The organism is Staphylococcus sp. HMSC056G08 (assembly GCF_001812305.1).
Lineage (GTDB): Bacteria > Bacillota > Bacilli > Staphylococcales > Staphylococcaceae > Staphylococcus > Staphylococcus simulans.
The window spans coordinates 53,259-66,345 of the sequence record NZ_KV808450.1; the positions used below are offsets into that span (position 1 = coordinate 53,259).

General features: G+C 35.9%; 13 protein-coding genes. 8 read left to right on the forward strand and 5 right to left on the reverse strand.

What is annotated here, in order from left to right:
- Positions 1 to 164 precede the first annotated feature (164 nt).
- Together mecA and pepF are read left to right on the forward strand one after the other, a co-directional pair.
- Positions 165 to 884: an adaptor protein MecA gene (mecA, locus tag HMPREF2846_RS04100; RefSeq protein ID WP_002481952.1), complete on the forward strand. Its 720-nt coding sequence runs from the start codon at positions 165 to 167 to the stop codon at positions 882 to 884.
- A 206-nt stretch (positions 885 to 1,090) separates the two neighbouring features.
- The gene (pepF, locus tag HMPREF2846_RS04105; RefSeq protein WP_023015808.1) at positions 1,091 to 2,899 is read left to right on the forward strand and encodes an oligoendopeptidase F; all 1,809 of its coding nucleotides are present in this window, start codon (positions 1,091 to 1,093) and stop codon (positions 2,897 to 2,899) included.
- Between the two features lie 343 nt (positions 2,900 to 3,242).
- Here pepF and HMPREF2846_RS04110 read toward each other — a convergent pair whose 3' ends face one another.
- The 5 genes from HMPREF2846_RS04110 to HMPREF2846_RS04130 form a co-directional block, all read right to left on the reverse strand.
- Positions 3,243 to 3,572: a hypothetical protein gene (locus tag HMPREF2846_RS04110; RefSeq protein ID WP_070625822.1), complete on the reverse strand. Its 330-nt coding sequence runs from the start codon at positions 3,570 to 3,572 to the stop codon at positions 3,243 to 3,245.
- Between the two features lie 17 nt (positions 3,573 to 3,589).
- Entirely contained in the window at positions 3,590 to 4,756 is a 1,167-nt protein-coding gene (locus HMPREF2846_RS04115) for a C47 family peptidase (protein ID WP_083309971.1), read from the reverse strand.
- Between the two features lie 237 nt (positions 4,757 to 4,993).
- Positions 4,994 to 5,779, reverse strand: coding sequence for a protease adaptor protein YjbH (gene yjbH / locus HMPREF2846_RS04120; RefSeq protein WP_060803849.1), 786 nt, complete (start codon positions 5,777 to 5,779; stop codon positions 4,994 to 4,996).
- A gap of 15 nt (positions 5,780 to 5,794) precedes the next feature.
- The gene (locus HMPREF2846_RS04125; RefSeq protein ID WP_070625823.1) at positions 5,795 to 6,166 is read right to left on the reverse strand and encodes a truncated hemoglobin YjbI; all 372 of its coding nucleotides are present in this window, start codon (positions 6,164 to 6,166) and stop codon (positions 5,795 to 5,797) included.
- 102 nt (positions 6,167 to 6,268) lie between these two features.
- A complete protein-coding gene (locus tag HMPREF2846_RS04130) occupies positions 6,269 to 6,841 on the reverse strand; it encodes a CYTH domain-containing protein (RefSeq protein ID WP_060803850.1) in 573 nt (190 codons plus the stop codon).
- A gap of 154 nt (positions 6,842 to 6,995) precedes the next feature.
- Here HMPREF2846_RS04130 and HMPREF2846_RS04135 point away from each other — a divergent pair, with 154 nt between their 5' ends.
- From HMPREF2846_RS04135 to HMPREF2846_RS04160, 6 genes are read left to right on the forward strand one after another with little or no spacing between them, the layout of a single operon-like run.
- A complete protein-coding gene (locus tag HMPREF2846_RS04135; RefSeq protein WP_002480403.1) occupies positions 6,996 to 7,343 on the forward strand; it encodes a UPF0738 family protein in 348 nt (115 codons plus the stop codon).
- Positions 7,344 to 7,359: 16 nt separating this feature from the next.
- Positions 7,360 to 7,995 carry a GTP diphosphokinase gene (locus HMPREF2846_RS04140; protein ID WP_002480404.1) on the forward strand — a complete coding sequence of 212 codons (636 nt, stop codon included), beginning with the start codon at positions 7,360 to 7,362 and terminating at the stop codon, positions 7,993 to 7,995.
- 8 nt (positions 7,996 to 8,003) lie between these two features.
- Positions 8,004 to 8,813, forward strand: a complete 810-nt coding sequence (locus HMPREF2846_RS04145; RefSeq protein ID WP_057510806.1) for an NAD kinase — start codon at positions 8,004 to 8,006, stop codon at positions 8,811 to 8,813.
- Complete coding sequence (locus tag HMPREF2846_RS04150; protein WP_070625825.1) at positions 8,810 to 9,688, forward strand: RluA family pseudouridine synthase; 879 nt, start codon at positions 8,810 to 8,812, stop codon at positions 9,686 to 9,688. The genes HMPREF2846_RS04145 and HMPREF2846_RS04150 overlap by 4 nt, the downstream gene beginning before the upstream one ends.
- 20 nt (positions 9,689 to 9,708) lie before the next feature.
- A complete protein-coding gene (mgtE, locus tag HMPREF2846_RS04155) occupies positions 9,709 to 11,091 on the forward strand; it encodes a magnesium transporter (protein ID WP_070625827.1) in 1,383 nt (460 codons plus the stop codon).
- Positions 11,092 to 11,101: 10 nt separating this feature from the next.
- Entirely contained in the window at positions 11,102 to 12,964 is a 1,863-nt protein-coding gene (locus HMPREF2846_RS04160) for a monovalent cation:proton antiporter family protein (protein ID WP_002480408.1), read from the forward strand.
- Positions 12,965 to 13,087: the final 123 nt, after the last annotated feature.

A 13,087-nucleotide genomic window follows, 5' to 3' on the forward strand; every position in this document is an offset into this window, starting at 1 on the left:
AGCAGTTATGCCTTTATAAACAAATAAATTGTAATTTGCACACCGTTTTTATACAATATGAGTACTATTCTAGGTTGTCGACAAAGTAGACGCTGCCTAGACTCTAGAAAAGTTTGTCTAAAGTCTAGATATTGCTATTCATCGACTGTAAGGAGTGAGATGATATGAGAATAGAGCGCGTAGATGATACAACAGTTAAACTTTTCATAACGTATGGTGACATTGAAGCAAGAGGTTTCAAAAGAGAAGACTTATGGACAAACCGTCAACGTGGTGAAGAATTCTTCTGGTCAATGATGGAAGAAATCAATGAAGAAGAAGACTTTGTAGTTGAAGGTCCATTATGGATTCAAGTACATGCTTTTGAAAAAGGTGTGGAAGTCACTATTTCTAAATCTAAAAACGAAGAAATGATGAACTTAAATGATGATAGTATGAACAGTGAATTCGATCGTCAATTAAACGAATTGCTTGAACAGACTTTCGAAGAAGAACATGAAGAAGCTGAACAAAAACAGCAATCACGTTCAAATCGCTCTCAAGCAAGAGATCGTTTCCAACAACCACGTCGTACTAATGGTCGTTTAGTTATTGTTAAATTTGAAGATTTAGAATCTGTCATTGATTATGCACATCACCATAATCAACCAACTGATGACTTTGAAGATTTATTATATATGTTGAATAACGAATATTATTATGCAATTCATTTTGATGACAGCGTAGTAGAAGAAACAATCAATGACTTCTACAGTCAATTGTTAGAATTTGCAACGCCAAGTGATCATTCTGAAGTTTATTTAAATGACTACGGTAAAATCATTATGAGCCATAATGTAACTGCACAAGTACGTCGTTTCTTTAACGACACAACAGAAGCATAATATAAATTTAATTGATTAAGCCTGTCCTTGTTGGACAGGTTTTTTCTATTTCCTGGGAAATTGAATGACAACGTTGAGACGTAGAAGTTTTGTTTTGAATTTGTATTGTTTCTTCTATACAAGTTAATAGAGGTAATGACGTGCAAAATAAACGAAATAATGAGAAAATCTAAGTATTGACATTAGCATAAGAGGAGGCTTTTTTTATGAGTCAACAATTAACAAGAGAGCAACAAGAACAAAAATATCCTGAGTATACTTGGGATCTAACAACAATCTTTGAAAGCGATGAAGCATTTGAAGCTGCATTTAAAGAAGTAGAAGGCTATTTAGGTGCTGAAGAGAAATTCAAAGGGCACTTAGGGGACAGCGCTGAAACGCTATATGAAGCATTAGCTTTAGAAGATAAAATTGAAACTGAACTTGAAAAGGTCTATGTCTATGCACACTTAAAACAAGACCAAGATACAGGCAACGATAAATATACTGGCTATGAAGCTCGCGCGCATCAACTTGCGATTAAATTAAGCTCAAGCTGGAGTTTCTTAGTACCTGAAATCTTACAAATTGATGAAGAGACAATTCAAAAATTCATCGATGAAAATAAAGATTTAGAACGTTATGCCTTTGATTTAAAATTAATCAATGAAGAACGTCCGCATGTCTTAAGTGCAGATAAAGAAAAATTATTAACAGAAGCGCAAGATGCTTTATCAACACCATCTAACGTATATGGTATGTTCAGTAACGCAGATTTAGAATTTGAAGATGCGGTAGATAAAGATGGTAATAAACACCCATTAACTCAAGGTACGTTTATTAAATATTTAGAATCTGATGATCGTGAACTTCGTCGTTCAGCATTCAGAAACTTATATAAAGCTTATGGTGCTTACAACAATACTTTAGCAGCGACATTAACAGGTGAAGTGAAAAAACATGTGTTCAATGCGCGTACACATAATTATAAAACTGCTCGTGAAAAAGCTTTAAGCAACAACCATATTCCTGAAGCGGTTTATGATAACTTAGTTAAAACAGTACACAAATATCTGCCATTATTACATCGTTACACTCAATTACGTAAAGATGTTTTAGGTTTAGAAGATATGAAAATGTATGACCTCTACACACCATTAGTGAAAGATATCAAATTTGAAATGCCTTATGATGAAGCTGTGGAATGGATGTTAAAAGCTTTAGAACCAATGGGTGATGAATATTTAGATGTCGTTAAAGAAGGTTTAAATAATCGTTGGGTCGATGTGTATGAAAACAAAGGTAAACGCTCAGGCGGTTATTCTTCAGGTGCACATTTAACAAACCCATTCATCTTATTAAACTGGTCAGATACAGTCTCAGACTTATTTACATTGATTCATGAGTTTGGTCACTCAACGCATAGCTACTTCAGCAGAAAATTCCAACCATCTAATCATAGTGATTACTCAATCTTCGTCGCAGAAGTTGCTTCTACAACAAACGAAGCATTGTTGAGTGATTATATGGAGAAAAATTTAGATGATGAGCGCAGATTGCTCTTATTAAACCAAGAATTAGAACGTTTCCGTGCGACATTATTCCGTCAAACAATGTTCGCAGAGTTCGAGCATAAAATTCACCAAATTGAAGAAGCAGGGGAACCACTAACTGCAAATCGCATGAATGAAGAATATGCGAAATTAAATCGCGAATACTTCGGTGATATTGTAGAAACTGATGAAGATATCAGTAAAGAATGGTCACGTATTCCGCACTTCTATATGAATTATTATGTTTATCAATATGCAACAGGTTACAGTGCAGCACAAAGTTTAAGTTATCAAATCTTAAATGAAGGTAAACCTGCAGTAGATCGTTATATCAATGAATTCTTGAAAAAAGGAAGCTCTAATTATCCGATTGAAATCTTAAAAAATGCAGGTGTAGATATGACAACACCAGAACCAATCGAACAAGCATGTAAAATGTTTGAACAAAAATTAGATGAATTTGAAAAACTAATTAAAGCGTAAAGTTTGTGAAATCGTTTACAATATGACAAGTTTGTGACAAAAACGTTTTCATGGGTTAAGCGCCTTGAAATAGGGTTTGGCACGTGGTATATTATGACCATGAAATTAATCACATAACAAACATACCCCTTTGTTTGAAGTGAAAAATTTCTCCCATCCCCTTTGTTTAGCGCCGTGTATTCAGACACGGCGTTTTTTTTATGCTTAAATTTAATAAAGTGAATTTTAAAGTTTTATAGATACATATAGAAAAGCGCCGGCAGCCATGGTAGGGGTTACCATGAAACTGCCGGCGCCTTGTTTATTGCGCGATAGGTGTAGAGAGATGTATTTTAGATAAGGATTAACCTTTTTCTAAAATGTAACGCTGAGAACTGCCCATACGATCAGCATTGATCACTTGATAGCTGACGTGTTGTAAATCTTTTTTCTTTAAACAAATGACAAAATCTGAGTCAGATGTCGGCGTTAAGGCGATTTCGTCATCTGTTGTACTGATAGATTTAATTTCATAAACATCTTCTAAAGTGCTTGGGATTGAATAAAGTATACGTATATCTAAAGAGAGGGTATCGTCTTGACTTAGCCACTCTCCTTGGAAATGATTTAACAGCGTTTCTTCTGAATCAGATAACGAGTTGAGATATTTCACATTAATACTAGTTGTTTCCATATTAGCTATCCGTCCTTTTAGAAACCAACAACAGAACCGTACCAGTGGTAATGGTCACCATTAGACACAGGAATCACGTTACTGTCTGCTGGTTGTAATGAATAATCACGATCCCAAGGATTCCAGAATACAATGACTTGTTGGTTATCTGCAGTAACTGCGTTACCTACAACTGCCATTGCATGTCCAGCATGCATACCTTGAGTCGCTTCAATTTGTTTTCCTAGTATTGCTATACCCTTATTGTCCTTAGTATATTGGTCTACCATATTAAAACTTGGCATTCCATTATAATAAGATGTATTTTTACCTTGAGCACGGCCGTATTGAATCATTTCATCTGCAGTCAAACCAGTGAATTGGAATGCTTGACCAGATAGTCCAGGGTGGATTTGATGCATAACGTCTTGTGCTCTATATTGGCTTGTGTTTTTTGTAGCGTTTAATAATGCAGCCATTGTATAACCTGCACACCAGCCATTGTTGCCTTGTTGTTCACGAATTTGGAAGTTAGGTAGTAAGTTGACATATTTAGTCGCAACACTGCTGTGTGTAGCTTCTGTTTGTGTCGCATTAACGGTTTGTTTTAATTCTAAATTCGGAACTGCAGGTGTTGACGGTTTTGTTTTATCATCTGGTAATTTTGTTTGCATGACTAGATCTAAACGTTTGTCATGTTCAATGTAGTAACCGTCTTTATTTGTGAATATTGTAATAGGGGTATTGTTTTGGCGATATTGATTTAATTCGTCAGAGATGAATTTTGAGATACGCACACTATAGTTGGCATTATTTTTATTTGCGTGTACGTCATTTTCACTCTTAGGCGTTACAGTGAGGATATACTTAATTGTGTCGCCTTGCATAACAGGGTAGTAGAAGTCGCCATCCTCTTGGCCATTGAATTTGTAGATTTTAAAGGAGTGACCGAGTTTGAATTCTCCGTTATTACCGGAACGATCAATTTGAGAAAGGGCTTGTGCATAACTTGAGAAGTGTTGTTTCGCTTCTTGTTTTGCTTGACCCGGAACATCGGTGTTATCAACTTTAATTTTAAGTGAATCGGATGAAGCATTTGCGGTAGTTGTTTGTTGTGTGACGTATGACAATGCACCGCTGATGACCATGATGGCTGCAAGCAGCAACATGGAAGCAGTTTTGAAAAATGTTTTTGCTATATTCAATTGCTATTCCTCCATTCAATAAAATTGATTTGTGAAATATCTCATTTTTAATATAACATAAAAGAATTTAAAAAATAGGGTAGTTTTTAAGTATTTGATATTACTATCGGTTTCTAGTTTGTGATAAGAATAATTGATAATTTTATTAAATGGAAACAATTGAATATGATTGGGTTGTGCGGGTTTAAATAAAATAAAAAAACACTTGTCGCAATGACAAGTGTTCCACTCGAGCTATTATTTAGCTTTCCAGAATTCTCCTTCTGGACTGCTTAATTTTTCAATTTTTTGTTGTAAAGCTAGTTTTTTCAATTCTTTTTGCAGCAATTTTTTCGGCCATTCATAGATTGTTAGTAACTCTTCTAGTGTAACGAATTGCTGTTCTTGAATATACGTTTCAAGTTTAGGCGGTAATTCCTTTTCTATAGGTGTGCCCATTAATTCATTAATGATATAAGTATAAATGTGGTAAGGATATAAGCCTTCGACTTTTAAACCTTCTTCGGTTACATCTTCATTGAAAAAGACAAGAGAAGGTGCTTGATCGACTTCCATTTCTCTCGCAATATGCAAGTCGACTTTCAGACTTTCAGTGAGCTTTCCACTCTTTAAATCTTCTTTGAATACGTCATAATCCAAACCTGCATTCTTCGCAGACGCTTCAATCATATTTTCAGTGATAATATCACGTTTCGGTATAATTTCATTCTGCATTAAATGAATAAAACGTTCTGCACGTGCACGCCCTTGAAGTTCAGCAGCTTTATATGCCAATGCGATATTATCGTTTTCTGAACTACTTTGAGCTTGGCACTTCGTCAGTATGCGTAAGGATGGGTTTAATATATGACGAATACGGATATATTGTTTATATTCAACTCTTAATTTAGATAGTATTGCGGATAGTTTAAAACAATCTTCATCAAACGGATCGAAGAAAGAATAAATTTCTATCTTGCTCACAGGTGAAAGGTTCATTTCATCTTGTCTATGATTACATATTAACTTTAACTCTTCAGACATCTCATTCACCTACAATTAATTTTCAGAATTAACCATATGATTTGCGGTCAATCGCAATCTTTCATATAGGTATTCATCAATACCCGCAGGCAGCTCTGCATGTTGAATCGCTTTATTCATATTTTCTAACCAAGCATCTCGTTCAAAGGTTGTTATGCGAAAATCCATATGTCTCATTTTTAACATCGGATGGCCATGTTCTTCAGTATAAAGTGCTGGGCCTCCTAGAAACTGCGTTAAAAATTGTTTTTGTTTTCGACTGGTTTCCGCAAAATCACCAGGGAAGAGGTGGTTGATTCTTTCATCTTGTTCAACAAGAGAATAAAAGTAATCTATCATGTGATATAGACGTTCTTGGCCTATTACTTCGTAAGGTGTCAAAGCCATTTTCTCACCCTGTTTCTTTAATATATATCTAATATAACATGAATTTTTACAATTAAAAGTAATACGACTTTTGACTGAGTGCTACCGAATTGTGCTTAATGATTATTTGTTTTTTACTTCAAAAAAGCGAGCGACTTTATTTTTAGGAATATACGATTGAATATTGAAATCTTGTAAGATTTCTTGAAACTTCTTCAAACCTTCTTCGGGTTGTTCCACTTCAAATTCAAGCTCGAAATCCTCAGTACCAAGGTATTCGCTATGATCTAGTACAAGGAGACCTTCATCAATCTCTGTCTCCATGCGGTGGGTAGTTAATGCCCCTAATACATAAAGTTGTGTAACATCTATACCTGTTTCTTGTAAGACAGAATGAATCGGATCTGGCAGTTTGTCAGGTGTAAGATGCATGTCTTGTTTTGGCACGACTTCAGTCATGTGATTATATTCAGTTAAACCTACTTTAGCAGGTACTTTTAATGTCATTTCATACGTGTCATCAATTTCACGAATTCTGAGTGCCATCAAGTGTTCAGCTAAAGCGAAATCCGGTGTATCAATATAATGATTTTTTTGCGTAAAAGGTTTTAATGTATTAAAATATCTATTTCTTAATGCTTCGTATTGATTATGTGTCAGTAGTTGCTTATATTCGATTTCTTGATTAATAGTCATCAGTTCACCTCTGTGACTATATATTATGGACGATTTGAAAACTATTTGAAAGTATTTCAATTTATAGGCTTCGTGATACAAAGCATTTAGGTTGTGTAATGAGTGATGTACATATGTTAAAATAAGTAGGAATAACACAAGGAGGATTTAGGTTATGCGTATTTATGTGAACGAAATAAAAGTGAAAGATGATGGCATTTATTGCTATACAGATAAATCGACAGAAGGGTTGACTGAAGCAGGGCAAATGCTCGTTGATAGTGACAATTACGGGTTTGCTCATATCCTTGATGATGGACAATCCTATTCCTATCTTATCTTTGTGCAAGAGACTTGGTCTATGCTTCATGAAAATAAGGGGAAAGCAATTTATGTAAATGACGATTTAAAATTAGAACAATTTGACCAAGAGTTAGATTATATCTTAAGTAATATCAAAGGGAACTCAAACTATGGTAAGGATTTTGTGGCGGAAGTCGAAAAAACGTTTGAGTTAGAGTGAAGCGGAGTGAATCGCAATGAATCAATGGGATCGATTTTTAGCACCTTATAGACAAGCAGTTGAAGAACTTAAAGTAAAATTAAGAGGTTTGCGTAAAATTTATGATTTAGAAGCCGATGCGTCGCCAATCGAATTTGTAACCGGACGTGTGAAGCCGTTAACAAGTATTATTGAAAAAGCGACTGAGCGCGATATATCATTTGATCATCTGCATGAAGAAATGTATGACATCGCTGGTTTACGTATTATGTGTCAGTTTGTGGATGATATACCCGTTGTCGTTAATCTGCTTAGACAACGCAGAGACTTTAAAGTTGTTGAAGAAAGAGATTATATCAACAATACAAAAGAAAGCGGCTACCGTTCATATCATGTGATTATTCAGTATCCGATTGAAACGTTGGATGGGCAACGTTCGATATTAGCTGAAATTCAAATCAGAACGCTAGCGATGAATTTTTGGGCGACTATTGAGCATACTTTACGTTATAAATACGATGGAGACTATCCTCCTGAAATTCAAAAACGCTTAGAAAATGCGGCAGAAGCTGCCTTTTCACTAGATGAAGAGATGTCTGAGATCAAAGACGAAATACAAGAAGCACAACGTTACTATTCTAAAAAACGTGCGAAAAAACATAATCAAGAGTGAGGTGCTTTATGCGTTATTATATCGTGTCTAAAGGGGACCACAAATCAAACAGCATCAAAGAAAATATGGAAGCACAAATGGAAGCGAGCAATATGATTAAAGATGCCGACGAACCTGAAATTGTTATTTCTGTCGGTGGGGATGGAACTTTATTAGAAGCCTTCCATCAATATTGTCATCGTGTGAATGAAACTGCATTTGTCGGTGTACATACAGGGCATTTAGGATTTTATGCAGATTGGCTACCGCATGAAGTAGATAAATTAATAGAAGAAATTGCAGATGGAGATTACGAAGTCATTCAGTATCCTTTAATCGATATTATTGTGAACTACAACGATGACAAAGAACCTTCACATCATATCGCACTGAATGAAGCAACGATGAAAACTGAAGATAATACAACACTTGTAGCAGATGTTAATTTACGTGGACAACACTTTGAAAGATTTAGAGGAGACGGTTTATGTATTTCCACTCCTTCAGGATCAACTGCCTACAACAAAGCACTTGGCGGTGCTTTGATTCATCCTTCGTTGCGCGCAATTCAATTGACTGAAATTGCATCCATCAATAACCGTGTGTTCCGTACAGTCGGTTCACCGATTGTTATGCCAGAACATCATTATTGTCTGATTACACCAGTCGATCAACGCGTGATTATGACATCTATCGACCACGTTACAACGAAACATCACAATGTAGAAAGTATTGAATATCGTGTAGCTAAACAGCGTGTACGATTTGCACGTTTCAGACCATTTCCATTCTGGAAACGCGTCCACGATTCATTTATTTCTGACGGCAGAGACGAATGAAATTTCACTATGACATTGAAACACCGGTTTTATTAAAGACTTTTTTACAAGAACAATTTTATTCAAAGAAAATGATAAGTGCCATTAAACAAAATGGCGCTTTACTTGTAAATAAGCAACCTGTAATTGTGCGAAAACAAATGACAGAAGGCGATACGTTAGAAGTTGTGCTGCCTGAGGAGAGACCAAGTCAGAATTTAATCTATTATCATGCACCGTTAGATGTTTTATATGAAGATGATTATTATTTAGCCGTTTCAAAACCTGCACATCAAAATTGTGCGCCGTCTAGAGAACATCCGCATGAAAGTTTGATTGAACAAGTTTTGGCATATTTAAACCCAGATAGTAGTCAAACGGTTATCGTGCCGCATATTGTGACACGACTAGACCGTAATACACAGGGTATCGTATTGTTTTCTAAGCATGGACATTTTCATCACAGAATGTCTGACGTAAAAATGGAGAAAATATATCAATGCATTTGTTTTGGATTATTATCTGGAGAAGGCGATATTATTGCGCCAATCGCACGAAAATCTGACAGTATTATTGAACGTCAGGTCAATGAAACAGGCAAGTATGCAAAAACCAGTTACCAAACCCTTTCAGCGTGTGACCGTTTTACATTAAGCCGCGTACAGCTGCATACTGGACGAACCCATCAAATTCGTGTGCATTTTCAATATATAGACCATCCACTTGTCGGAGACAGTTTATACGGCGGCACACACCCATCCATACAAGGACAAGCGCTTGTATGTACGGATTTAAAGTTTATCCACCCTGTGACACATAAATCGGTAGTTTTAAAGGATAGCGTAAGGCAAAAAGCACTTGAGGACCTTTTTCAACAGCTTTGTAGAGAGAGTTAAGAAGTAAGGAGGAGGCCAAATTGGCAAAAGAAGATGATAAATTAGTAGATGAGCCAGAAGTCTATAACAAAGATTTATTAGATCAGCTCTTAATAGATAATGATATTGATGCATTTAGAGAAGAATTCTTATCCATGCATACGTATGAACAAAGTGAGTTCTTCGAAGATAGTGATGATGAAATCAGACAGAAAATGTATCATCTCTTATCACCGAAAGAAGTCGCGAGTTTCTTCGACCAACTCGAGTTAGATGATGACGAGTACGATGAACTCTTTGAACAAATGAAAGCAAGTTATGCGGCACATATTTTAGAAGACATGTCTTATGACAACGCCGTAGATATTATGAGTCATTTGACTAAAAGTAAAGTCGCTACTTTATTAGCGTTAATGGATCAGCAAGATGCGAAAGAAATCAAAGCCTTGCTGCATTATGAAGAAGATACTGCCGGCGGTATCATGACGACGGAGTATATTTCTTTAAAGACAACTACACCTGTTAAAGAAGCATTGATGCTGGTTAAAGAACAAGCGCCTGATGCTGAGACGATTTACGTTATCTTTGCAGTAGATGATGATAAACATCTCGTAGGTGTCTTATCTCTGCGTGATTTGATTGTCGCAGAAAACGATGCTTATATTGAAGATATTATGAGTAATCGTGTGGTCAGTGTCAACGTGGCAGATGACCAAGAAGATGTTGCGCAAAGAATGCGTGACTATGACTTTATCGCCATGCCGGTTGTAGATTATCAAGACCATTTACTGGGTATAATCACAATCGATGATATCGTCGATGTTATCGATGAAGAGGCATTAGAAGACTACTCTGGTTTAGCCGGTGTCTCTGATATTGATTCAACAGACGATTCAATTTTTAAAACAGCTAAAAAACGTCTGCCTTGGTTGCTCATTTTGACGTTTTTAGGTATGATAACTGCAACTATATTAGGGTCATTCGAGGAAACATTAGAAAAAGTCGCATTACTTGCGGCCTTTATTCCCATTATCAGCGGGATGTCAGGTAACTCAGGGACACAGTCCCTAGCGGTGTCTGTACGTAATATCACGACTGGCGAGATTGAAAATCAAAGCAAGTTCAAAGTGACGCTTAAAGAAGCGGGTTCTGGCTTTGTCTCTGGTTTAGTCTGTGCAACCGTACTCTTTACCATTATTGTAATTTTATATGGTACACCGTTATTAGCACTGATTGTAGGTGGCAGTTTAACGATTGCGATGACAGTCGGTACAATGATGGGTTCAATCATTCCATTGATAATGACGAAATTGAAAATCGACCCTGCTGTAGCTAGTGGTCCATTTATCACAACAATCAACGATATTATCAGTATGTTAATTTACTTCGGATTAGCTACATCATTTATGTCATATCTCACATAAGGAGGGACACATGGAATTTGTATCACTCGTCATTGTTGTCATGGCTGCGTTTTTAACGCCGATTATTGTCAACAGACTTAATATCAATTTTCTACCTGTCGTTGTGGCGGAAATTTTAATGGGATTAATCATCGGACAATCCGGTTTCCATTTAGTCGAACGCGACAACATCTTGAATATTTTATCAACACTAGGTTTTATTTTCTTAATGTTTTTAAGCGGTTTGGAAATTGATTTCAATGCGTTCAAAAGCGATAAAAATGAGCCTGAAAAAGCTAAAAATAAAAACAAGAAGAAAGCACCAGGTCATTTACAATTATCATTATTTGTATTCTCGCTGATTATGATTGTTTCAATCATTTTAGCGTATGCATTTAAATGGTTTGGCTTGATTGATGATGTCTTATTAATGGTCATCATCATTTCTACAATTTCATTAGGTGTGGTAGTACCAACACTTAAAGAAATGAATATCATGCGCACAACCATCGGACAGTTTATCTTGTTAACGGCTGTATTAGCTGACTTAGTTACGATGATTTTATTAACTGTATATGGTGCAATTAACGCTAAAGGCGGCGGCACATTATGGTTGATTTCGATTTTAATTGTCTTTACCATTATTTTCTATTTCCTTGGCGGGATTTTCAAAAAAGCACAATTCCTTCAAAAATTGATGGATGGAACAACACAAATCGGTATTCGTGCAGTTTTTGCGTTGATCATCTTATTAGTGGCATTAGCAGAAGGTGTAGGTGCTGAGAATATCTTAGGTGCCTTCTTAGCAGGTGTAATTGTATCACTGCTTGGTCCTGACGAAGATATGGTAGAAAAACTGGACTCATTTGGTTATGGTTTCTTTATCCCGATCTTCTTCATTATGGTCGGTGTGGATTTAAATATCCCTTCACTGATTAAAGAACCATCAATTTTAATCATTATTCCAGTGCTGATCATCGCATTCTTAGTATCTAAGATTATTCCTGTATACGCGATAAGACCTTGGTTTGATCAAAAAACCACATTGTCTTCTGCCTTTTTACTGACATCTACGTTATCGTTAGTAATCGCAGCAGCTAAAATTGCTGAACAACTTCATACGATTACACCAGAAATCTCTGGGATCTTAATCCTGAGTGCTGTCATTACGTGTGTATTTGTTCCGATTGTCTTTAAGAAGACATTCCCAATGCCGACAGAAGCGACACGTCGTATTAACGTCAGTCTGATTGGTAAGAACCAATTAACGATTCCGATAGCGCAGAACTTGATGTCTGATTTATACGCGATTACGTTATATTATCGTAAAGATTTAAGTGATAAGCGTAATTTATCAAATGATATTACTACTGTTGAAATTGCAGATTATGATGAAGCGATACTTGAAAAGCTTGGACTCTTTGATAGTGATATTATAGTGTGTTCAACCAACGAAGATGAATTAAACTATAAAGTCGCACAAATGGCTAAAGAACACGGAGTAAACCGTGTCATCTGCCGTTTTGAAGAGGGCGGAGAAACTGAAGCTGAATTACGCCAATCAGGTGTTGAAATCTTCAGTAGTTTCTTAAGTAATAAGATCTTGCTGACAGGTTTAATTGAAACACCGAACATGTTGAACTTATTAAGCAACGTTGAAACATCATTATATGAAATTAAAATGCTTAACTATAAATTCGACAACATTCAATTACGTAACTTCCCATTCGACGGCGATATTATCTTCGTACGTATTGTACGTGATAATGAATCGATTGTACCGCATGGTGATACGATGTTACGTTACGGTGACCGCTTGATTGTGACAGGTTCGAAAGAATATGTAGATGAATTGAAACGTGATTTAGAATATTATTCACTCGGTTCAATTTAAACTTAAAACGAAAGTCTAATGAGATGTTAGGCTTTCGTTTTTTATTTCTACGATGCATACCATAGATAATGGTTGAAACAAGTCTATTAGAACAAAAAATGTTATAATACTAATAATCAAAAT

Coding starts and splice junctions, on each gene's coding strand:
- HMPREF2846_RS04125 (WP_070625823.1), bottom strand. CDS start 6,166: ATGGCTTTGACACCTTACGAAGTAATAGGCCAAGAACGTCTATATCAC.
- yjbH (WP_060803849.1), bottom strand. CDS start 5,779: ATGTCTGAAGAGTTAAAGTTAATATGTAATCATAGACAAGATGAAATG.
- HMPREF2846_RS04160 (WP_002480408.1), top strand. CDS start 11,102: ATGGAATTTGTATCACTCGTCATTGTTGTCATGGCTGCGTTTTTAACG.
- HMPREF2846_RS04135 (WP_002480403.1), top strand. CDS start 6,996: ATGCGTATTTATGTGAACGAAATAAAAGTGAAAGATGATGGCATTTAT.
- HMPREF2846_RS04140 (WP_002480404.1), top strand. CDS start 7,360: ATGAATCAATGGGATCGATTTTTAGCACCTTATAGACAAGCAGTTGAA.
- HMPREF2846_RS04150 (WP_070625825.1), top strand. CDS start 8,810: ATGAAATTTCACTATGACATTGAAACACCGGTTTTATTAAAGACTTTT.
- HMPREF2846_RS04110 (WP_070625822.1), bottom strand. CDS start 3,572: ATGGAAACAACTAGTATTAATGTGAAATATCTCAACTCGTTATCTGAT.
- mecA (WP_002481952.1), top strand. CDS start 165: ATGAGAATAGAGCGCGTAGATGATACAACAGTTAAACTTTTCATAACG.
- HMPREF2846_RS04130 (WP_060803850.1), bottom strand. CDS start 6,841: ATGACTATTAATCAAGAAATCGAATATAAGCAACTACTGACACATAAT.
- HMPREF2846_RS04145 (WP_057510806.1), top strand. CDS start 8,004: ATGCGTTATTATATCGTGTCTAAAGGGGACCACAAATCAAACAGCATC.
- pepF (WP_023015808.1), top strand. CDS start 1,091: ATGAGTCAACAATTAACAAGAGAGCAACAAGAACAAAAATATCCTGAG.